This is a genomic window from Chelatococcus reniformis (genome assembly GCF_014640075.1).
Classification (GTDB): Bacteria; Pseudomonadota; Alphaproteobacteria; order Rhizobiales; family Beijerinckiaceae; genus Camelimonas; species Camelimonas reniformis.
In genome coordinates, this window is sequence record NZ_BMGG01000007.1 from 1 (window position 1) to 19,224 (window position 19,224).

Annotated in this window: 22 protein-coding genes and 3 pseudogenes; 10 read left to right on the forward strand and 15 right to left on the reverse strand. The window is 62.3% G+C overall.

Features of this window, described 5'->3' with window-relative positions:
- Window positions 1–145 precede the first annotated feature (145 nt).
- The 3 genes from IEW34_RS31120 to IEW34_RS18740 all read left to right on the forward strand — a co-directional run bounded on the left by IEW34_RS31120 (window position 146) and on the right by IEW34_RS18740 (window position 3,631).
- Window positions 146–475, forward strand: a complete 330-nt coding sequence (locus tag IEW34_RS31120) for a DUF2934 domain-containing protein (protein ID WP_188610762.1) — start codon at window positions 146–148, stop codon at window positions 473–475.
- A gap of 147 nt (window positions 476–622) precedes the next feature.
- Window positions 623–1,192, forward strand: a complete 570-nt coding sequence (locus IEW34_RS18735; protein ID WP_373288271.1) for a NuoB/complex I 20 kDa subunit family protein — start codon at window positions 623–625, stop codon at window positions 1,190–1,192.
- Between the two features lie 1,320 nt (window positions 1,193–2,512).
- The gene (locus tag IEW34_RS18740; protein ID WP_188610763.1) at window positions 2,513–3,631 is read left to right on the forward strand and encodes a PAS domain S-box protein; all 1,119 of its coding nucleotides are present in this window, start codon (window positions 2,513–2,515) and stop codon (window positions 3,629–3,631) included.
- A 41-nt stretch (window positions 3,632–3,672) separates the two neighbouring features.
- Here IEW34_RS18740 and IEW34_RS18745 read toward each other — a convergent pair whose 3' ends face one another.
- From IEW34_RS18745 to IEW34_RS18760, 4 genes are all read right to left on the reverse strand, one after another.
- On the reverse strand, window positions 3,673–4,041 hold the full coding sequence (locus IEW34_RS18745; RefSeq protein WP_210324531.1) for a response regulator: 369 nt from the start codon (window positions 4,039–4,041) through the stop codon (window positions 3,673–3,675).
- Window positions 4,042–4,445: 404 nt separating this feature from the next.
- Window positions 4,446–4,655, reverse strand: coding sequence for a cold-shock protein (locus IEW34_RS18750; RefSeq protein ID WP_188610765.1), 210 nt, complete (start codon window positions 4,653–4,655; stop codon window positions 4,446–4,448).
- Between the two features lie 217 nt (window positions 4,656–4,872).
- Complete coding sequence (locus tag IEW34_RS18755; RefSeq protein WP_188610766.1) at window positions 4,873–5,148, reverse strand: hypothetical protein; 276 nt, start codon at window positions 5,146–5,148, stop codon at window positions 4,873–4,875.
- 25 nt (window positions 5,149–5,173) lie between these two features.
- Complete coding sequence (locus IEW34_RS18760) at window positions 5,174–5,680, reverse strand: hypothetical protein (RefSeq protein WP_188610767.1); 507 nt, start codon at window positions 5,678–5,680, stop codon at window positions 5,174–5,176.
- A 55-nt stretch (window positions 5,681–5,735) separates the two neighbouring features.
- Between IEW34_RS18760 and IEW34_RS18765 the strand changes: the two genes are divergently transcribed.
- Window positions 5,736–6,083 carry a hypothetical protein gene (locus IEW34_RS18765; RefSeq protein ID WP_188610768.1) on the forward strand — a complete coding sequence of 116 codons (348 nt, stop codon included), beginning with the start codon at window positions 5,736–5,738 and terminating at the stop codon, window positions 6,081–6,083.
- On the opposite strand, the gene IEW34_RS18770 is transcribed toward IEW34_RS18765, so the two are convergent.
- Entirely contained in the window at window positions 6,068–6,307 is a 240-nt protein-coding gene (locus IEW34_RS18770; RefSeq protein WP_188610769.1) for a hypothetical protein, read from the reverse strand. The two genes, IEW34_RS18765 and IEW34_RS18770, sit on opposite strands and share 16 nt — an antisense overlap.
- Window positions 6,308–6,393: 86 nt before the next feature.
- On the opposite strand from IEW34_RS18770, the gene IEW34_RS18775 reads away from it, so the two are divergent.
- Both IEW34_RS18775 and IEW34_RS18780 read left to right on the forward strand, forming a co-directional pair.
- Window positions 6,394–7,146 (forward strand): SOS response-associated peptidase, encoded by a 753-nt coding sequence (locus IEW34_RS18775; RefSeq protein WP_188610770.1) that lies wholly within the window; start codon window positions 6,394–6,396, stop codon window positions 7,144–7,146.
- Between the two features lie 48 nt (window positions 7,147–7,194).
- Window positions 7,195–7,395 (forward strand): DUF3606 domain-containing protein, encoded by a 201-nt coding sequence (locus IEW34_RS18780; RefSeq protein ID WP_188610771.1) that lies wholly within the window; start codon window positions 7,195–7,197, stop codon window positions 7,393–7,395.
- A 427-nt stretch (window positions 7,396–7,822) separates the two neighbouring features.
- Here the strand turns inward: IEW34_RS18780 and ligD are convergent, their stop codons facing one another.
- The 5 genes and pseudogenes from ligD to IEW34_RS18805 form a co-directional block, all read right to left on the reverse strand.
- The gene (gene ligD, locus IEW34_RS18785; protein WP_244642086.1) at window positions 7,823–8,653 is read right to left on the reverse strand and encodes a non-homologous end-joining DNA ligase; all 831 of its coding nucleotides are present in this window, start codon (window positions 8,651–8,653) and stop codon (window positions 7,823–7,825) included.
- Window positions 8,654–8,874: 221 nt separating this feature from the next.
- Window positions 8,875–9,081: a DUF2934 domain-containing protein gene (locus IEW34_RS18790; protein WP_188610772.1), complete on the reverse strand. Its 207-nt coding sequence runs from the start codon at window positions 9,079–9,081 to the stop codon at window positions 8,875–8,877.
- 462 nt (window positions 9,082–9,543) lie between these two features.
- A pseudogene (locus IEW34_RS18795) lies at window positions 9,544–10,042 on the reverse strand (DUF2243 domain-containing protein).
- A 307-nt stretch (window positions 10,043–10,349) separates the two neighbouring features.
- The gene (locus IEW34_RS31060; RefSeq protein ID WP_308424384.1) at window positions 10,350–10,550 is read right to left on the reverse strand and encodes a PRC-barrel domain-containing protein; all 201 of its coding nucleotides are present in this window, start codon (window positions 10,548–10,550) and stop codon (window positions 10,350–10,352) included.
- Window positions 10,551–10,834: 284 nt separating this feature from the next.
- Window positions 10,835–11,167 (reverse strand): protein adenylyltransferase SelO family protein, encoded by a 333-nt coding sequence (locus IEW34_RS18805; RefSeq protein WP_373288272.1) that lies wholly within the window; start codon window positions 11,165–11,167, stop codon window positions 10,835–10,837.
- An 803-nt stretch (window positions 11,168–11,970) separates the two neighbouring features.
- On the opposite strand from IEW34_RS18805, the gene IEW34_RS18810 reads away from it, so the two are divergent.
- The gene (locus tag IEW34_RS18810) at window positions 11,971–13,413 is read left to right on the forward strand and encodes an MFS transporter (RefSeq protein ID WP_244642087.1); all 1,443 of its coding nucleotides are present in this window, start codon (window positions 11,971–11,973) and stop codon (window positions 13,411–13,413) included.
- Between the two features lie 153 nt (window positions 13,414–13,566).
- Here IEW34_RS18810 and IEW34_RS18815 read toward each other — a convergent pair whose 3' ends face one another.
- Together IEW34_RS18815 and IEW34_RS18820 are read right to left on the reverse strand one after the other, a co-directional pair.
- Complete coding sequence (locus tag IEW34_RS18815; RefSeq protein ID WP_188610773.1) at window positions 13,567–14,010, reverse strand: hypothetical protein; 444 nt, start codon at window positions 14,008–14,010, stop codon at window positions 13,567–13,569.
- A 274-nt stretch (window positions 14,011–14,284) separates the two neighbouring features.
- Window positions 14,285–14,434 (reverse strand): annotated as a pseudogene (locus tag IEW34_RS18820) (FAD-dependent oxidoreductase); the annotation flags it as partial.
- A 601-nt stretch (window positions 14,435–15,035) separates the two neighbouring features.
- Between IEW34_RS18820 and IEW34_RS18825 the strand changes: the two are divergent.
- Both IEW34_RS18825 and IEW34_RS18830 read left to right on the forward strand, forming a co-directional pair.
- On the forward strand, window positions 15,036–15,971 hold the full coding sequence (locus IEW34_RS18825; protein WP_188610774.1) for a VPGUxxT family thioredoxin-like (seleno)protein, type 2: 936 nt from the start codon (window positions 15,036–15,038) through the stop codon (window positions 15,969–15,971).
- Window positions 15,972–15,973: 2 nt separating this feature from the next.
- Complete coding sequence (locus tag IEW34_RS18830) at window positions 15,974–16,810, forward strand: transglutaminase family protein (RefSeq protein ID WP_188610775.1); 837 nt, start codon at window positions 15,974–15,976, stop codon at window positions 16,808–16,810.
- A 337-nt stretch (window positions 16,811–17,147) separates the two neighbouring features.
- Here IEW34_RS18830 and IEW34_RS18835 read toward each other — a convergent pair whose 3' ends face one another.
- Together IEW34_RS18835 and IEW34_RS18840 are read right to left on the reverse strand one after the other, a co-directional pair.
- On the reverse strand, window positions 17,148–17,510 hold the full coding sequence (locus tag IEW34_RS18835) for a tautomerase family protein (protein ID WP_188610776.1): 363 nt from the start codon (window positions 17,508–17,510) through the stop codon (window positions 17,148–17,150).
- A 26-nt stretch (window positions 17,511–17,536) separates the two neighbouring features.
- Window positions 17,537–17,848, reverse strand: coding sequence for a hypothetical protein (locus IEW34_RS18840; RefSeq protein WP_188610777.1), 312 nt, complete (start codon window positions 17,846–17,848; stop codon window positions 17,537–17,539).
- Between the two features lie 158 nt (window positions 17,849–18,006).
- On the opposite strand from IEW34_RS18840, the pseudogene msrA reads away from it, so the two are divergent.
- Window positions 18,007–18,484: pseudogene (gene msrA, locus IEW34_RS18845) on the forward strand (peptide-methionine (S)-S-oxide reductase MsrA).
- A 95-nt stretch (window positions 18,485–18,579) separates the two neighbouring features.
- Here msrA and IEW34_RS18850 read toward each other — a convergent pair.
- Window positions 18,580–19,113 (reverse strand): DUF1993 domain-containing protein, encoded by a 534-nt coding sequence (locus IEW34_RS18850; RefSeq protein ID WP_188610779.1) that lies wholly within the window; start codon window positions 19,111–19,113, stop codon window positions 18,580–18,582.
- Window positions 19,114–19,224: the final 111 nt, after the last annotated feature.

Sequence of the window (19,224 nt, forward strand, 5' to 3'; positions counted from 1 at the left end):
CCAGCTTGAGCAATCTTAAGGCCGGGTGCCCGCGGGTTGACCGGTGCCATCGAAGGAGCAGGGAGGATACATTTCGTCCGCCAAAGTGCGTTCGATACGCGAGGCTGGGGCCCTCCATCGCATGCTGACCAGGGAGGATCATCAGATGGCTATAAGCAAGGAAGGCCGAGTTCGAGCTCTCGCCTACCGCTTCTGGGAGGAGGACGGGTTTCCGCAGGGCCGAGAGCTTGAACACTGGCGGAAAGCTCAAGAGCTGATTGATCAGGAAGATGAGGCCTCGCCCGCAACGGTCGAGATGTTGCGGGGCGACATCGATGCTGGGAGGACAGGGGACAAGGTGCCCGGCAGCGATCCCGCGGCTGCGCCTCTGGGCACCGACGACGAGGCAGCAGGTACCCCCAACACCAAAGCGCAGATCGATGATGCTCGACGGCAGGAACTAGGACGAGGAATCAAATCTGAACCTGTCGACTAAGCTAACTATGCCCCCAATTTCCCGACTGCACCTTGGCGGCGACGCTTACTCGCTGAGCTGAAGGGCTGCACTGCGCAGATGCGCCTGGGCGCGGTGGGGCGTCCAGGCTTTGTTTCGGGAGCCACGATATGAGAATAGGAGGATCGCTTGGTGCTACCCGACCCTATCGTGCGCCATCGCCAGGGCATCGTTGGGCCGAATTCGGGCGGGCCGATCGGCGTGGCGGAGCCGTTCTTCACGGACGTTAACGCCGAGCTGGCCGACAAGGGCTTCCTCGTTACTTCGACCGATGACGCAATCCAATGGGCTCGCTCCGGATCGCTGATGTGGATGACCTTCGGCTTGGCGTGCTGCGCAATCGAGATGATGCATATGTCGATGCCGCGTTACGACGGGGAGCGCTTTGGCTTTGCGCCGCGCGGAAGTCCACGCCAGTCGGATCTCATGATTGTGGCCGGTACCTTATGCAATAAGATGGCTCCCGCGCTACGCAAGGTATACGATCAGATGCCGGAGCCTAGATTCGTGATCTCGATGGGTTCTTGCGCCAACGGCGGCGGATATTATCATTACTCCTACTCGGTCGTTCGAGGCTGCGACCGAGTCGTGCCGGTCGACATCTATGTTCCCGGATGCCCACCTACGGCGGAGGCTCTCCTCTACGGCATGCTTCTTCTCCAGAAGAAGATCCGCCGGGACGGTACGATCGAGCGTTGATCAGACCGCCGCCGCGCCGCCGCCCGCCAACCGCCAGATCGTGCGGCACGCTCAGGCGGTCGGCGATCGATGATGTCGGCATAGGGCGCCTGCCTGGCGCCGGGTAGGGCGTCGACCGGAGCGCGGCCTCGAATAGGGCGTGGCTGAGCGAGCCGGGCACCGAAGGGGGTTCGATGGCCCGGCTCTAACCGTCGGTTCATTTGGGGGTCGAACCGCCGGCTGGGGCGAGCTTAGGCCGCGCCGAGCCGCGTCCAACACGGCTCATAGGAGAGGACCTCTACGCATGATGAGGTAGTCGGCCGCATCTCGCCGCCGCAGCCGATGCGCCTACCTTGCCAACCCCGCCCTGCCGCGCTCCAATAGGCCCCGGCTCGCGCGTCACCCCCCAATCCATTCGGCGGGAGGGCCCGAATGGCCGGTGCGGCCTCTGCGCCGGCCCTTCGCCTTGCGTGTGGCCGGTTGGAAGACGTCAGATGTCGATCAAGCCGCGTGGATTTGCCGCCTGACGCCCGAGCGCCGTCGAGAGATCGTCAGCATGGGTGGCTCGGCCATGAGTGGCGCAGGCGGTCGGCGAAGGTGATGTCATCTCCGTCGCCGCCAGCTAGAAGCTGATTGATTTTCGCACGCCGCTGCGTCCGCAGCAGCTTTGGCACACGCCCCTCGGCTCACACCAGCGAGGTAATTTTGCACTTCATTGGTTCTCGAGGCAAGGGCCTGGCAGCGGACCGGCGGGGGGCTTAGTCCTTGCTGTGTGCGCCACTTTCCTATACACAGAGGAACTGGCTCCCGCCCTTTCAGAATGTACTGGATGAACCAGTCGCACGGGGGTTGAGCTGTGGCAATTCTGCCGTCCGCTCACGGCCCAGCCATGAGCTCATTGTCCCGCCAAACGCGGCTTCCAAGGACATCCTTTGCACGCTATGAGATCCGACGCCCTCGCAGGGTTCGTCGTGCCGCCTTCCCCGTTGCCGCAGCCCATTTATTCCACGCAGTCACTCTATCCGGCTCCGATGCCGCCCGCGAATGGATTGACCCGCGAGGAGCTGCGTAAGCTCGTCATTGAGATGATCGGCTGAGTCCTTTCGCCGCCGGTCAAGTTGAGCCGTCAGGTCGAGATGTGATTTACCTGATGGGCTCGCCCCTTGGGGGGCGCAAAGGTTCCCGGACCGGCTTGGAGCGACGGCGGGCGGCGTTGAACCATGCTTCGTAGCCGACGTGCGGCCCCTCGGCGATGCAAACCGCCGCCTTTGCACAGGGCGCCCGTCCGATGCGCTCTTGTAAAACGCGCGAGGGACGCGCTCCACAACGAGCATCCATCGAATGGTAGAACCACGGCACGTCCCGCCGAACGAGAGTGACAGTCTCCCGCCTGCCGACGCAGCGGAGGGACGGAAGTCGCAGACGCAAACGGTGCCGGAGGCGGCGGACGGCCACCCCGGGCTGCACGACCCCGCAGCCCTTCTTGCGGCCATCGTGGAATTCTCGGAGGATGCGATCCTCAGCAAGAACCTGCGAGGCATCATCACCAGCTGGAACGGGGGCGCCCAGCGACTCTTCGGCTATACGGGCGAGGAGGTCATCGGCAAGTCCGTCACCATCCTCATCCCTGAAGACCGCCTCGATGAAGAACCGGCCATCCTCGCTCGGATTCACGCCGGCGAGCGCGTCGACCATTTCGAGACGATCCGGCGGCGCAAGGACGGCACGCTGCTCGACATCTCGCTCACCATCTCGCCGGTGCGCGGCCACGACGGACGGATCGTCGGCGCTTCGAAAGTGGCCCGTGACATCACCGAGCGGAGGCGGGCGGCCGAGCGCCAGGCTCTGCTGATGCGCGAGATGCATCACCGCATCAAGAACCTGTTCGCGCTCGCCGGCGGCCTCGTTACCCTAGCTGCCCGCACCGCCGACACGCCGGCGGCACTCGCCCGCTCGGTGAAGGAGCGGCTCATCGCGCTGGCGCGCGCCCATGAGATGACTCTGCCGAGTCTTCATGCCGGCCACTCGTTGACCGAGCCGAGCACAACGCTGTTCAGGCTGCTCGAGGGCCTCGTTGCGCCATATCGGGATGCCGACAACGCGCGCGCGGTCATGGCCGGGCATGACGCGGAGGTCGGGGCGCGCAACCTTGTCAACCTGGCGCTGTTGTTCCACGAGTTCGTGACCAACGCTGCCAAGTACGGAGCGCTCAGTGTCCCCGAGGGCGGAATCGCCATCCGCACGCTGCTCGTCGACGACACGTTGCACCTGACCTGGGCCGAGAGGGGCGGACCGCCGATCACGCCACCGGACGGGATCACCGGCTTTGGAAGCCGGCTCGAGCACTCCATCAAGGGCGCGCTTGGCGCGACGGTCCTGCGGGAATGGCGGCGCGACGGCTTGGTGATCCGTCTGTCCATTCCCGTCAGGGTTCTAGGAGCTGGTGCTGCTGAGCCGTAAGCTTGTGTATCATCGGCCAACGCCAGGTTCCTTCGACAGACCTAGCACTCAGCCTGCGCTTTCTTCACAATCTGGGCCAGCCTGGCGATCGGCCACGGCTTGGGCAGGAACTCTGCCTTGGGCGGCCGCTGCCCTAGACTGGCATGCCAACCTGACGTGATGATGAGGTGGATCCAAGGGAAATGCTCGGCGATATGCTGCGCGAGCTCGACACCTTTCATCCCCGGCATTTGAACGTCTGTCACCACCAGGCAGACCTCGTTCGCAGCGGCAGGTTTGGAAAGGTAGTCGAGAGCGGCCTCTGCATCCCCGCATTCGATGACATCGAGGCCGACCTCTTGAACCGTGTCGGCCTCCATCATCCGGATCAACACTTCATCGTCGATGATAAGAGCTTTGTTACGCGACATGGCATGAGAACGCCAACTGCCAGCCTGAGTTTCAGGCGGCCCACGATTTTTCACTGGCCGTCTCCGGGGCTTTGACGGCTTTGGTTAGGCCTATTCAGTGTCTTGGCTAGCTGCGGGATCGTTCGGGACCAAGGCCCGCTCCCTATTGAGGCGGAAGCGAGGAGACGACGGGCGTCGAGGTGATCCGGCCGAGATGCTTCCAATCTTGGCCGATAGCCGTGCCAACCTCTCGTTGAATTCCTCGGCTGAAACCGGCTCGGCTGCTCCCATGGGGGGCAAGTGGCTCAAAACACCCCTCCTTCGCTTCAAAAGCGTGATAAGAAGTAAAAAAAGGCCGGGCCAAAGCCCGACCTTCTTCTGCCCCCCAGTGCTGACAATACACCCGTGGTCAGCACTATAGCATATTAGACTGCTCGAAGATTGGCCGCGGCAAACTTTCCGCTGCGCTGGTCCTTCTCAACGTCGAAGCTGAGCTTTTGGCCCTCGCTGATCGCGTGCAGCCCAGAGCGTTCAACTGCGGAAACATGAACAAAGACGTCCGCGCCGCCGTTGTCGGGTTGAATGAAGCCAAAACCCTTAATGGCATTGAAGAATTTGACGGTACCAACGTTCATGGCGATTATCCCTTAAATCGACACAAGAATTCGCCTATCCGCGTTGGACACGCGGACTGACAGCGGATCGATTTTGTCAGGAAGATCGGTCGCAGCGTCATCGACGCCGGTAGCTCGACATGCAAACTCGATATACTTTAACATATTCCTCGGACCTTCATCAGTCAAGCGGAAGCCTGCTGCGGCGCGGTGCGTGGTAGGCTCCCCTCGCGCGGCGCTACTGGAGAGGATGGCGATATTCCTCGGGCAGCTCCGGCGACGGCATCCAGTGGGTCGGCTGCATGCCGTAGACCAAGCAGGTCGCCCATCGCTCCTCAGGTAGGAGGATGTCCTCTTCGTACCGTGGTTCCAGCCATTGCCAGGAGTAGTCCTCTTCGAGAGGGCTCCAACCCCAAACGCAGTCCACCTTCCGGCCATTGGGATACGGGAACAGGAGGTCGACCTTGGTTGAACCGTCTCGCGGGGCGGTCTCGATCGGCTGCCACGGATGCATGTCGGCCTCCCTCGCCGGCTACGGCTTATCGTCGGACGTAGGCCAGCCAATCATCCACAAGCCGCGTTAGTTGATCCAGTTCCATCGCCTCGGCAGAGTCCTCCAGGCAGCCATGGAGCTCCTCGATCCGTGCGTCAGCGGCGGCGTGAGAGTCCCAGCCGAAGACGTAGAGGATTGGGTGCCGTCGCGACTGGAAGCGCCCGAGCTCGGCGTGACGCCGCCGATCGTCGCGGGCGGCCTCGTACTCGGGCGGCGCGATGCTCGGGCGCATCCCGTCCCACGCCGCTCGCGCGGCCACTTTGGCGTCGTCGAGGGATCCCGCCCGGTCTACTCGGTGGGCGCGCCCCCATAGCCCGACCTGCCACGACCACGCCGGCACCCCGGGCGGCGCCTCGCGATGACAGTAGATGCGGCCGATCGGCTCGCCATGCTCGTCGATCACGAGCCAGTCTTCCTTGTCGCGGCCATCGGCCCAGGTGCGGCGTAGGCGAAGCTGAGGCAAAATTGCGACCTCCGGTGGCTGGCGTTCCAACGGCGATGTTCTATTTTTGTTCTCGCATCGCCGCACCCGGCGTCAAGACCCGCTCATGGACAAGCCGCTGGACCAACTACCCACCCTGGACACGACCCTGATGGAGTTTCCGCATGCGGAGATTTGCTTCAGCTGCGCGCTTTGCACGCGAGGCGGCCCCACTCGGGTCGCGGCGTGCGCCGCGAAGTTCGGGCCGAACGTCAGGCTAGTGGAGTTGCTCTATCGGTTCATGCGCCGATGTCCGCACAACCCCTATGACGAGCGGCGGAAGCCTCGAAAGTACGGATGGAAGTGCGGCGCTCGAATTGATGGCCTTGACCCGACGGTTGAGCCCTACGTGCCGTCTATGCTGGCGCGCGAGATCGAAGAGGCGATCCGGCGGAAGCGCTACCTCGGCGGATGAGCGGCCGATGTCTGCTGGTTCTGCTCACGCTCGCAGGCCTCCACCAGCATCTCGGCGAACCGTCGTGCGCGCGCTCTCCCGAACCGATTGAGGGGGCAGATCCCTACCTGCGGCGACGGATCGAAATGGAAGTAGGCGACCGTGAAGCCTGCGCCGTCCTGAACCTTGAAGCTCTCGGGATATTCAACGATGTGCAACGGCCAGCACGGCGCATCGAGGTGCATGGGCGGAACTCCAAAGGCGGCTCGTTCCGCAAATGTTCTCATTTCGAGGTTGAGCGCAAGGGCGCTGCTGGCTAGGGTCAGCGCCCATGTGCAACCTCTACAGCCACACCAAGGGCCCGCAGGCGATCGGTGAGTTCGTTCGGGACATCGGCCGCTTCCTGGTGGGTAATCTGCCGCCGCAGCCCGGGATATACCCGGACTATTCGGCGCCCATCGTGCGCGCCGCCGTCGACGGCGTGCGCGAGCTGGTGATGGCGCGATGGGGGATGCCGTCGCCGCGGAAGGTCGTTGAGGAGGCGGCCGAGAAGCGCGCCGCCAAGCTGCGGGCCAAGGGCGCCGAGGTCGACATGGCCGATATGATCAGGCGCGAGCCCGACCTGGGCGTCACCAACGTCCGCAACGCTGCCAGCCCGCACTGGCGCCGCTGGCTCGGCACGGAGAGCCGCTGCCTGGTGCCCTTCACGTCATTCTCGGAACCGGAGCCGCTGCCGGACGGCCGCCGGCCGCCCGCGTGGTTCGCACTGGACGAGAGCCGGCCGCTAGCCTTCTTCGCCGGCATCCACGTGCCCGGCTGGACGTCGGTGCGGAAGATGAAGGAAGGCGAGACGACGAACGACCTATACGCGTTCCTGACCTGCAACCCGAATTCAGAAGTCGGCGCGCTCCATCCGAAGGCCATGCCCGTCATCCTGACGACCCGCGACGATTGTGAAACCTGGCTGATGGCACCAGCACCAATCGCGCTTGAGCTCCAGCGGCCGTTGCCGGACGGGGCGCTCCGGATTGTGGCCCGCGGTGAGAAGGAAGATCCGCCGCTGGCGGTGCCCAGCCTAGTTTGAAACCGATCCGGACCTTGGGCGTTGCGTTTCCGTGATGGAGGAACGCACATGTCAGATGATAAGTCGAAGGTGGGCGCTCTAGACCGTGCCCGGGTCGGGGCCGGTCAGGACTACGAGATCGACGACTTTGCCCAAAAGTTCGGGCTCTCGCGCGAGCAGGTGCGGGAGCTCATCCATCAACATGGCAATGATCGGACCAAGCTCGAGGCGGCAGCGCATGAACTAAAGTCTGCCGGACCGGGGCCCTGATACATATTCACCGTCTGAGCGCAGGTCTTTGAACATGGGGCCCGCAAGCTGCGGTCGCGCGTCTCGTCGTGCACCGCGCCGTGAAGTCCGCGGCAGCTCGGGCCGGCATCAGTCCCGAGTTGGTCTCAGACTGTTCGCGCGCACTGGGCGAGCTTGGTCGGATCCGCATTGAATAGGGCCAGTGCCGTGGCGCCCGCTGTTCGAGCCTCCTGCTCACTCGGGAGCACCGACCCAACCTCAAGCGAGCCAGCGTAGCCGTACGGCGAATCTCGTACCGAAAAGCCCCCGCCCGGCCCTCAATACGAGCGAGACTGCGCGCGTGCTGTTGATCTGCCTTACCTGGTCCACGTGCCGCCCTCCTGCAACTTGGCAGGAGAAAGACGCGAATGGCAGCGACTAAGTTCCCAGGTTGCCGCTCCGAGGCAGCCTATTGGTCCGACGGATCCCGCAGCCCCTTGAAGCTGGCGTGCCGCAAGTCGCCGTCGTTCGTCTTGGCCCGGTATTCCACCTCGGCCAGCAACTCCGGCCGCACCCACACGACTGTCTTCGAACGCAGACCCGGCACCGCCGGCTTGGGCTGGCGGATCGCGTCGAGCTTTCGCCCGAGGGACGCTGCCACGCTGCGGGTGAATCCGGTGCCGACACCGCCGACCGATACGAGCCGGCCGTCGTCGCCACGCTCGGCAAGGCGCAGGCCGCCGACGCCCACGCCTGACGAGGCGGGCTCATAGCCGATGACGATGAATGTGTCGGAGGAGATGCACTTCGTCTTCACCCAATCCCCGGTCCTGCCCGACCTGTAGGGCGCGGCCTGCCGCTTGCTGATGATGCCTTCCAGCCCGTGCTCGCAGGCAGCCTCAAATATTCGGCGCGGGTCCCCTTCGATATCCTCGCTGATGCGGATGTGCAGCAGCGTCGCCGGCACGATGTTGAATAGCGCGTCGCGCCGCTCGCTCAGCTTCCACGGCCGCAGGTCCATCCCGTCCAGGTGCAGCAGATCGAAGGCGTACAGGATGGCATCCGTCGCGGCCTTCCACGAACCGCGGCCGAGGGCGACCTGCAAGGCGCCGAAGCTCGGCACGCCGCACTCGTCCAGCACGACGGCCTCACCGTCGATCACGGCACTGTGCACGGGCAGCTTGGCGAGGCTGGCGACGATGCCGGGGAACCGTGCCGTCCAGTCGTGGCCGTTGCGAGTCCAGATCGTCACCGCGCCGTCGACCGCCTGGCAGCACAGGCGGTAGCCGTCGAGCTTCATCTCGTGCGACCAGCCGGCGCCGGTCGGGATCTTGTAGACCAGCTTGGCGAGGGCCGGCGTATCCAGCCCGGCGGGGGCTGATCGAATAGCTTCGGCTCATCCGCCCGACGCCGTCGCGGCGCGACCGTCCGGCTCTTGGCGGTGATGCCGGCCGGGGTGGCGCGCTGCTGCGGCGGCTTGCGTGGTGGGCGGCCCATGCCTCGAGCATAGGCCTAGGCGCGTTAACGGCTGCTATCTTCCTTCGGGGGATCAGGCTGCGTCCGGCCGCCCCCGCTCGGCTCGGTGGCCGCTTGCCCGTCGAACTCCTCTCGTTCAATCTGATCGCGGGCCTTGTTCCAGTGATCCAGCTCCCGCCCCTCCGGAAAGCCGTCCGCTTCCCACAGTTTGTAAGCCAGCTCGCGGACCCGCTTTTCTTTATCGGTGCTCATGCAGCGCTCCTTGCGGTTGAAGAAAGTCGGAAGGCGGGCCTGTGTTCCGGTTCATTGTTGATCCAATTCCCCTGAAGGTTGATCCTTTCGGAGACGCAACTTGAACTCGGCCAACGCGAAGCGCCCCGCCTCCCGCGCTGCGCCTTCGGTTTGGTAATCCGAGCCCGTCAGAAGGGGCGCTGCAAAACCCCACCGCCGAATTTCGTAAGTGAAGCCCCTTAGGCTTCTCACCACCAGCAGGATCGGAACTTGGCTGTTATACGACTGCGTCATGCAGGGAGAGACGCGGGGCGAGCCGATTAGGTCCCCCCGCGCCCTGGGCAGGCGGCTATGGCTGTGAGCGGCAGACCGCCGCGAGTAGTTCGTCAAGCGTCGGATTGAACCCGAACAGAAAAATCCCCCACGCCGGGGCTGTCGCAACGGCAAGTCCCAGCGCGAGCGCTGCCCAGGGCGCGGCGAGCCTCACGATGCCATCGAGGCCATGTCGCGCTTACCCCGTTGCATGATCAGCCACCCGTCCGCGATCATTACGGCGCCCCACGCCAGAAATGCCATGTCCCAAGCGAAGCGGGCAGCCTCGCTGACCTGCTCGTTTACGTGATGCACGCCAAGAATCTGATGATCGACTATGCCTTCGACTGTGTTGAAGGTCCCGAACCCGAGAAGAACCGAGCCGATCAAGAGCTTGGTGGACCATACGAGATGTTGCCGATGTGCAAAGCGCCAAAGAATGAACAGCCCAATGACCACGAACACGTAAGTGACGCCGTGAAAGATGCCGTCCCCACAAAGTGTTTAGCTTAACATTCTCAATGCTGTCGATGGGATACCAGCTGCTTAGCATATGATGCCACCGAAGCACTTGGTGCAGTACGATTCCGTCGAAGACCCCGCCAAGGCCGAGGTGGAACAGAATGCCCGCAGAGACACGAGACCCGCCGGTGGCGCCTTCATCGCCCATCCCTCAACCCCTCTGTTGACCCTCTCGCTCCAACGACTGTCTCAAAGACTTGGTCATCGCCGCTTAAAGGCAATGGTGAAGCCGCGCGTCCCGTTGACTGGTGCCGCAGCCACAGCGGGCCGCAAGCTCATATCTGGCGCTGACGGCTTGCCGTGTTTTGACACTCAGGACCAGCGTCTTGCCCGAGTCAGACGGCTCCGGCTGGACCCTTCCTGATCTGATCAGATCGACTCACCATAGTAGTCATCGACCCGTCGGCTCCAGCCGCGATCGCTTGCGTAGTTGCTTGGGACGGTCGGACCTCCCCTCAGCCGTCGGAACCTTCCGAGACGCGGTAACCACCAAGCGTCGTATCATATGACAGCAATTTCCACGGGAGGGGGTGATAGTCTGCGCCCATTCCGAGGAATCCGCCCACCGACAGCACCGCATAAGCCACATCGCCAGAAACTTTATCCAAGATGACGTCGTATCGACCCCATGCTTTCGCCGTCTGCGGCGTAGACACTCGTACCCTCGACCTTACTTGCAGCGATCAAAGTGGCGGTCTCGTCCTGCGCCACCGTGGCCCGCGCCGAATCATAGTCGCTCAACGCGTTCCCCTTCCAAAATACGCCGCCCTGTTGGCGGCGACTCATGTTGTGACAGCCCCCGGAACGGGCCGAATTGGACGTGGCGGTGGCGCGCAGCACCGGGCCGACGGCGGCGCCCCCGTCGCCGCCGCGCGAGCACAGGGTCCGTCCCGAGCCCTTGAGATGCAGGTCGCGTCGTCTGCTCTTCGTCTCGACGATCTCACCGACCAGCAACGCCCCGGCCATCGCCAAGCTGGGGTACGAAATTGCCGAACTGATGGCCGGCATAGGCCAGCGCGATCGGCTCGGCCCCGACCGGGAAGCTCTTATCCGCCAGCATGGCGATTCCGTCGGAACTCTCCAGCCAGTCGGCATTGAGCCCGACTTCCGACGCCAATAAGCGATTGATGCGGATCAGCTTCGCCGCCGACACGGCACTGGCGCCGGGGTACGCGAAGAAGCGCTGCGGCGGACGTGCATCGCTATTATCGACGACCGGCGCGGCAACTTCGACCAGTGTTCCCGAGTGTTTCGCTGCCGTCGATCCCGTCATGGGAAATTTACTTTCTAAATGAACCGCTGCGGCCAGATAGTAATAATCGCTCGCCCGATCCGCTAAGGTCGGCGTCGAACTCCGGTCACGGGGATCCTGATGTCCGGCTGCCGCGGATACTCCCGCCGCCCTCAGGTCATAAGCCCACGATTCTCATCACATGAGTATACTACCCGTGCACAATGTGATTCTGCACCGCGAATGGGAAATCACGTCACGCTATCGAGTCGATAGCCCTGCGCTATGATGGTGGGTGGACGCAAATTGCGGTGCGACCGCGATGTTTCGCACGAGCGAGCGTGATCCTAGCGACTTATTTTCCCCTCGTCTCGAGCCCGGTGTCTTTTCAACTCAACCGATAACGGGCGGCTATCGACACCATGGCCAAAGGTAATTCTCCTACTCAGTATCATACCCTAGCCTCACTCCGACGTCGCTGTCCCTCGTGTTCCGATCTATGCCGGCGCGTTGAATACGGCCGTGCAAGGGGGGAATATGCAAATCAAATTGCCGCTCAGTGTCCCCTTGCGCGGTGCCGTCGAAAGCGCCGCGCGTGAAGGTGTCGTTGCCCGCGCAAACGGCCGATTTCCAGCGTCAGTGCATTCCGGGTGTCCAGCCGTGCGATGGCGAATCTCCGGCCTCGAAACAGCCCAAGCTCTCCTCTGAACGTCAGAATAGTGCCGGACGCTGTTGTCGCCTGGGCCGAACGGCGGTGCGCGGATCGCAAGCCCTATTGCCGCATGAACGGATGCTGCTGCCGCCTTGATGGACGATCAGCAGCAGAAGGCTGAGGAGATCGATGAATGACGCAGACGTTTGTGGAGCCGTGCGGCCGCGGCATCATCGATTCGGAACCGTGCCCGGAAGAGCAGGGACGAAAAGTGCTGCCCGTACGCCGGCACATGGTGCTCACGGCCTGCGTGCTCGCGTCATCGATGGCCTTCATCGACGCGACAGCGCTCCCTGTCGCATTGCCAAGATTGCGCGCTGATTTCGGCGCAGATCTCGATTCTGTTCAATGGGTTCTCAACGGGTACATGCTGGCGCTTGCCTCGCTGACCTTGATCGGCGGGGCGCTCGCGGATGTCTACGGCAAGGCGCGGATGCTCGCAGTTGGGGGCCTCCTGTTCGGATTGGCGTCGGCTGCTTGTGCGCTGGCGCCGTCGCCGGCCTGGCTGATCGCCGCGCGCGCGATACAGGGAACAGCCGCAGCGATCGTTACGCCCGCTAGTTTGGCTCTGATCGGCGCCACCTATCCACGCACGGAACGGAACCGGGCGATCGGCGTATGGGCGGCGGCATCGGCTCTGACCACGGCTGGCGGTCCGGTCCTGGGCGGCTGGCTGACCGAGAAGTTCGGCTGGCCGTCGGTGTTCTGGATCAACCCGCCGGTGGCGATTGTCGTGGTCGGAATTCTGTTAGTCTTCGCTCCCAAAGATAGCCTCATCCGGCGCAGATTTGACGTGATCGGCGCCGTGATCCTTGCCTCTGCGCTTGCGGCGCTCGCCTGCGCGCTCAGCCGGGTCGGTGCTGCTGAAGCTCAAGTCGCTGGGCACGCGCCGGCGCCATCGGGCCCAATGGCAGCTCTCGTCGTCGGGCTCGCTATTGTCGGGCTGGCTGCTTACGGGTTCTGGGAGCACAGAAGCAAACACCCCATGACGCCGCCCCGACTTGCGGAGAACCGCGCTTTCCTCGGTCTGAATATCGCGACCCTGATGATCTATGCGGGGCTCTCGATCATGTTTTTCTTGCTTCCGTTCGATCTCGTCGAGCGCCGCGCGCTCTCGCCGACCGCAGCTGGCATGGCGTTCCTGCCTTTCGCGCTAAGCATCGGTCTTCTGTCAGGCATTTTCGGCGGACTCGCAGACAAGGTCGGTGCCCGGGTCATGCTCGTTGCGGGTCCGATGGGTGCCACGTTCGCCTATGTGTGGATGGCGCTGGGGCAGGAGGAATCTTTGATGGTCGGCGTGATCGTACCAATGACGCTGCTTGGGCTGTCCTTCGCCTTGCTCGTAGCGCCGCTCACTGCGTCGGTCCTGTCGAGCGTCGACCAGACAGACGAAGGGCTCGCCTCCGGAATCAACAATGCGGCGAGCCGCGTCGCACAGCTCGCGGGCGTGGCATTGGCCGCCGGAGTCGCCTCTTTCGAGGCGGGATATGAGATCGGTCTCGCGATAGCGGCGATAACCTCGATCGCTGGCGCTATCATAGCTGCAGTAACACCGACTCCGCACGCGTTATCATGATCCCACGCGTCATGATCCACGTCCGCGAATGGTCGCCCTGCAGCAAACCCTTTTGGGACCGCAAAGATCGGAATGACGCCGACACGATAGCCCCATTCAAACATCGCGGGGCCGCGTCAATCCAATGAGCTGCCTGGACCTCGGGTATTGTTATCAGACAACCTCCTCGATAACGAGCTCCCGTCCGTTGAACGAGACCGCGTCACCGGCACGCTTGCCTTCCAGCTCGGCATAGATCGGAGCTTGTGTTGAGATCCCCATGATCTCGTTGCCGTCGCACAGAAACGTGCCTGTCGACACGGAAATAACAAAAAACCGGCCGCCTAGTTTCACCATTGCGCCCTCTTCGACCGTGCTTTTCGGTCCAAAGTCGATCGCGGAGAGTTTCTCGATTTTGTCGGAGTGCGAATGAATCGTGTCGTCGAATGCTTCCGACAAGTCGCTCGCGAACTCCGCCCGCGCTTGCTCGTCGTTCTCGATTGGCTCACTTCTATCGAGTCGGGCACTCTGGACATATTCCAAATATTTTTCTCTTGCGCTCTCGAGGTCGCATGCCTCAAGCGACAGCATTGTTTGCTTCATGATCTGTTTGTTCATCTCACGTCCTTTGAAAAGGGGCACCCCTTGGGCCGAGCCGGTGGCGGGCCACCAGCGACCTCGCCATCGATGGCTCATTCGTTGCCGGGAATATCCCGCCCCTGGTAGGGGACTCTCTCAAGCCTGGAGTCTCGCACAATGCTAGTGACCAGCCAGACGTAGGATTGCTCAGCCGTGTCAAATCCAAGCATGGAGAAAGCCTGCCCGAACGGACAGTGCGGGAAGTCGGGAAATCCGATGCGCAGAACGAACCGCCCAGGATCGCCGTTGAACTCCTCCTTGAATAAACGAACAGCTTCTTCGGCACACAACCGCGGATGACACACGTGCCACCCAGCCGGTATTCCTCGGCGAGCATCACTTTTGCGCCGTGTCCCGACGCAACGCGCGCTGCGCGGACGCCCCCCGACCCGCCTCCGATCACAAAGAGGTCGACGTCGAAATCTGCTTCGCGCGAAAGCGCTGGCGCGTCGGCCTCCGCCGGCGTCTTGGCCGGGGTGCCTTGCAGTACGTTTGCGTCGCTCAAGTCGGGCATCCAATCCATGGTGCGCAGGCTGTTGAGATGCTCGTGCCGATCGCGTCTTGCGTTAGCACAGAGCTTTGCCTCACTCTGGATTCGAACCGATGCGGATCCTAGCGCAGGCGAGGCGACTTCGGACTCCCGGCTTCCTGTTTTGGACTTTCGGCACGGCCCATTGCGCGACGGTCAGCGCGGGCTCGCGCAGGAACCACGCCCTCTTTTCCGCGGCGTCAGTGTACCCCTCCAGCAAGCTCGCCGTACAGCGACACGTCCCGGAAGAGCAGGTCGGGCTCGGTGTACTGGTGATAGTGGGTCCCTTCAGCGGGCATCGCGCTGCTGCGCTTCAACTGGCTTGGTTCAAGCGAGGGCGAGTTCGCATCGACGGATTTCTCCTGTTACGGAAATCGCGGCATGCGGCATCCAAATTCGAACGCCAAACCCTCCTTACAGGTCATTCTGCCGTCATCCTGATTGTATGGCGAACCGGCCTCACCATATTATGGGCATGCAAATAAGCGCAATTTCCTTTCGCGAGCATCGTGAACTCGGCGAAGTCGCGTGGCTGCGTGATTACGATCGCGGCCTGAAGCTCGCGGCAGAACAGGGCAAGCCTGTTCTGCTACTGTTCCAGGAAGTGCCCGGGTGCTCGACCTGCGTGCGTTTCGGGCAGGACGTTCTGACCCATCCGCTGATGGTGGAGTTCATCACCGACAGGTTCGTGCCGGTGGCGATCTTCAATAACCATCCTGGTGCCGACACCGAGATCCTGCACCGCTCCGACGAGCCGTCGTGGAATAACTCCGTGGTGCGGTTCCTTAGGCCTGACGGAGCCGAGCTCGTACCCAAGCTGGCGGATCGCTACGACGCGCTGGGACTGCATGATAAGATGGCCGCCGTTCTCGCGATGCTCGACGATGAGGTGCCCGGCTATTTCCGCTTGTTGGGGCGCGACTTGCTGGTCGAATATGGTCTTAGCAAATGCATGACCTACACGACCCCATGCTTTTGGTCGGGCGAAACAAGCCTCGCCACGCATCCGGCGGTCATCACGACCGATGCCGGCTGGGTGGATGGCGAGGAAGTGGTGCAAGTGTATTTCGATCCCCGCGAGGCCTCGCGCCCTGTTCTGGATGCCTATGCCAGTGCCGAAGGCTTCAACCCGATCGAAAGCCGCGGTTTCGAGCTTGACCGTGAACCGCAGTTCTACCTACGTAAGAATGTGGCCCGTCGCCTGCCTCTGACGCCGGCTCAGCGTACACGGATCAACCTCGCCGTTCCTTATCGCAGTTCGGTCGCGGACCTGCTCAGCCCGCAGCAATCCGCATGGCTTGGCGATACGAACCTGAAGCGGTCGAGCGGGGAAGACGCCTATCGCCGGGACATTCGCCAGAGCTGGCCGAAGCTGGTGTCGCAGCTTGGCATTATCGAGAGGGAGAATTAACCGTGGATGTCGCCTCCATCGGCCTCATTGAGGATGAGGATATCCTTCTCGACTTGGCATCGCTGGCGCTGAGCCATCTCGATCACGAGAGTACGGATATCGCCCCCTATCTAAAAAAGCTCGAAGAGATCGAGGACCGCGTGTGTCATGAAGGGCATATCGCGGTTGTTACGAGAGAACGTGCCGCAGTGCTGTCACACGTGCTCCATGGTGAGCTCGGATTTATCGGCGACAACGAAAGCTATGACGCGCCGATCAATGCAGATTTTATCGGGATGCTCGATCGTAAGCGCGGCCTGCCGATTTCACTGTCAATCCTCTATGTCGCGATGGCTCGTCGGGCGGGATGGAACGCCTATGTACTCAATCTGCCCGGCCATGTCCTCGTCCAGATCGGCGAGAGGAGCCCCGTGGTGATCGATCCCTTCGCGGGCGGTAGCCTGGTGCCGGAACCGAAGATCGCCGAGATTTGCCGAACTTATCTTGGCAAGGAAGGCGACGCCTCCAGACTCAGCGTCTTTCGGATGAACAACCGTGACGTGCTGGTCCGGCTTTTAAACAACCATGTCGTTCGAGCGGAGAATGGGAGCGATCCTCATCGAGTCTCCGAAGTGTATCGGCGCATTACCCAGATCGCGCCTGGCGCGCTTGAAGCCTGGCAAAACCTTGCGCGTCAGCAATTAGCATCGGGCGATGTGGCAGGCGCCAGGGCAAGCCTGTTCGCCATGTCGGAAGTGGCTCCCGACAAGGCGACACGTGATCGCATCATACGCACATTTGACGCGTTCAATTCGATCGGGCCCGTTGCGCCGGTTGGTGTCTCCGGAAAAAGGCCGTAGGCGGCGAAAACCATACGGCATACCGACCGACTATGATCGGCGGCGGGCTCTTCTCGGCAGCGAGTCCGGGTCTGACGGATCTCGCGGCGGCCTCGACCCGCTATCCATGCAAACGCTAAGCGGCTGCCGAGCGAGCGCCCCCGATGTCCATGGTCAGGCATTACAGTTTGAACGCCTAGGTCACTTCGCTCGCAATGACGAATCGCATCCAGAAAGGCTGGCCTTCAATCGAACAGTCTTCTTGCGCGAGAGCCTGGGGAAAGCCACCGCTCGCACACCTCGACGGTGCCAGCAAATGAGACAAGTTGCGGAGCATTCTGCACTGCGGAGTGTTCGCTCATCGGTTCGGCGATCCCGGCCTCATTTTGTCGGGTGATACCTCGGAAATTGTCACCACGACGCTTCCACGTTCGTAATCCGCGGCGTTCGCCACGGCGGAGGCTACGGCTTCGCGGAGCACCGGCCCGTGGGAATGCTCCGCGTCGCTAGCGACGAAGCCATGAACGAAGATCTGATGGCACTCCAGCGGTGTGCCATGAAGCCAGAAGCATGCCGAGGCGATCTCCAGCACGGTTGCTTGGGTGAGCTCGCGAGGTGCTCCGGTCGTCGTGGCGTGCGCGTCCTTGACCGCCTCCGGAAGTGCGGCCTTGCGCTTATCGGAAAGCTGGCCACCTGGAATCTGTATCGTGTACGTCGCCATTCGTCCCCTCGGGTCTCGTGAACGTTTCAGAACCGCTCGTCTCTCGCACGGAGTATCGTGCGATGCGCGTATGTGTGCTGGCTGACCGCTTTGTCGACGATCCGCCCGATGCAGGCCTCGATCGCCTCTTGGTAGGGTGAGACCGGACTTGCATGTTGATCGTCGTCCGGCACAAACCGCGGAGCGTGACGCGATGCCCTACGCAGGCGCGCCACGAGGCCATCGGCCGCCTCTTGCGTCGGCTCAAGTGCCAGAACGTGCGCGAGCAACGTCTGTACAACTGACGTAAGGGCCGACACATGGGCCGCGTCGGGTGCGTATTCGTCGCCTTGCTGCATGCCAGATCAGATCCTTATGGCGGGGTCGGGAAGACTGGGTACCACGACTGATGGCGACGATCCCGTCCCGCCCGGCTATCGATGGGATGCCCACTTTCTATGATCTCGCCACGTTGGCGCCGGCTACCTTCGCGCTTGGTCGACTGGAGGATTTTGACATGACGATCGAGAAGGCGGTGCTGGCCGGCGGCTGCTTTTGGGCACGCAGGAATGTTCCGGCAACTGCGTGTTGTGGTTTCGTCACGAGCCGGCTACATCGGCGGCGATCTCCCCGACCCGAGTTACGGCAATCATCAAGGGCATGCCGAGGCCATCGAGATCACCTTCGATCCCGCGCTGGTAAGCTACTGCACCATCCTCGAGCACTTCTTCCAGGTTCACGATCCGACAACCTATGAGCAGCAAGGGAGCGACTTTGGATCAAGCTACCTCTCCGCAATCTTCTACACCGACGAACGGCAGAAGGAGACGGCGCTCGCGACGATCGCCGACATCGAAGCCTCGGGCTTGTGGCCTGGTCCGGCGCTGACGGAAATCAATCCCGACGAGCGATTCTGGGAGGCCGGGCCCGAGCACCAAAACTACCTGCAGCGGCACCCGGGCAGCTTCAGCTGCCACTTTATCCGGGCAAACTAGCGACTGCGCTCCGTGTGGTCATTCCGAAAATCGGAAGGCGCCGAAGAGCACCAGGATTGACCCAGTACTCTTGCGGTCTGAACCGATCCTGCGTCTTAGGAATAGTCACCGCCGCTTTGTTGCGTGAGATTGCCGAGGTAGTCGCGCTTGCCGATCGGTGCTCCCAAGTGCCGGAGAATCGCGTGGACAATCGAGATATGGAAGAAGAAATCAGGCAAAACCAAGTGCCGGATGTAGTCATCGCCGCCGTACCACCCCCGCACGATTGGCGGCGTCAGCTCGAATGTATGGGACTGCGCACCGGCGATTTCCTCAGGCTGCACGTTTTGCAGGAAGCCGCGCGTCTCCAGAAGTCGTCCCTTCAATGCCGGATACATCATCGGGATGTTGCGGGGCGCGGGATGGTCGCGCTGCAACAGCTTCGCTATGTGGGCTTCGACCTTGTTACAGCTTACGGAGAACTGCTCTCCAAACGTCAGCATGTCCGGCGCCAGCCGCTCACCAAGAATCCTCCCGGGTTGAAATTTCTTGGTCCGCTCAAGCGCTTGCGCGTCGTCAAGATAGTCGTCCATCACGTTCAGCCCATGTACCATGACAGGAACGGTGATGTCATAGACTGAGAAGGACACGCTGACCTCCGCGCGCTTGTTTGTTGTCCGAAATCCGGTCGGACCCGACGAGTTGATAACCGAAACGAAAAGTCACGATGATTTCATGCATGCCACGCTTTCTCACGCCGC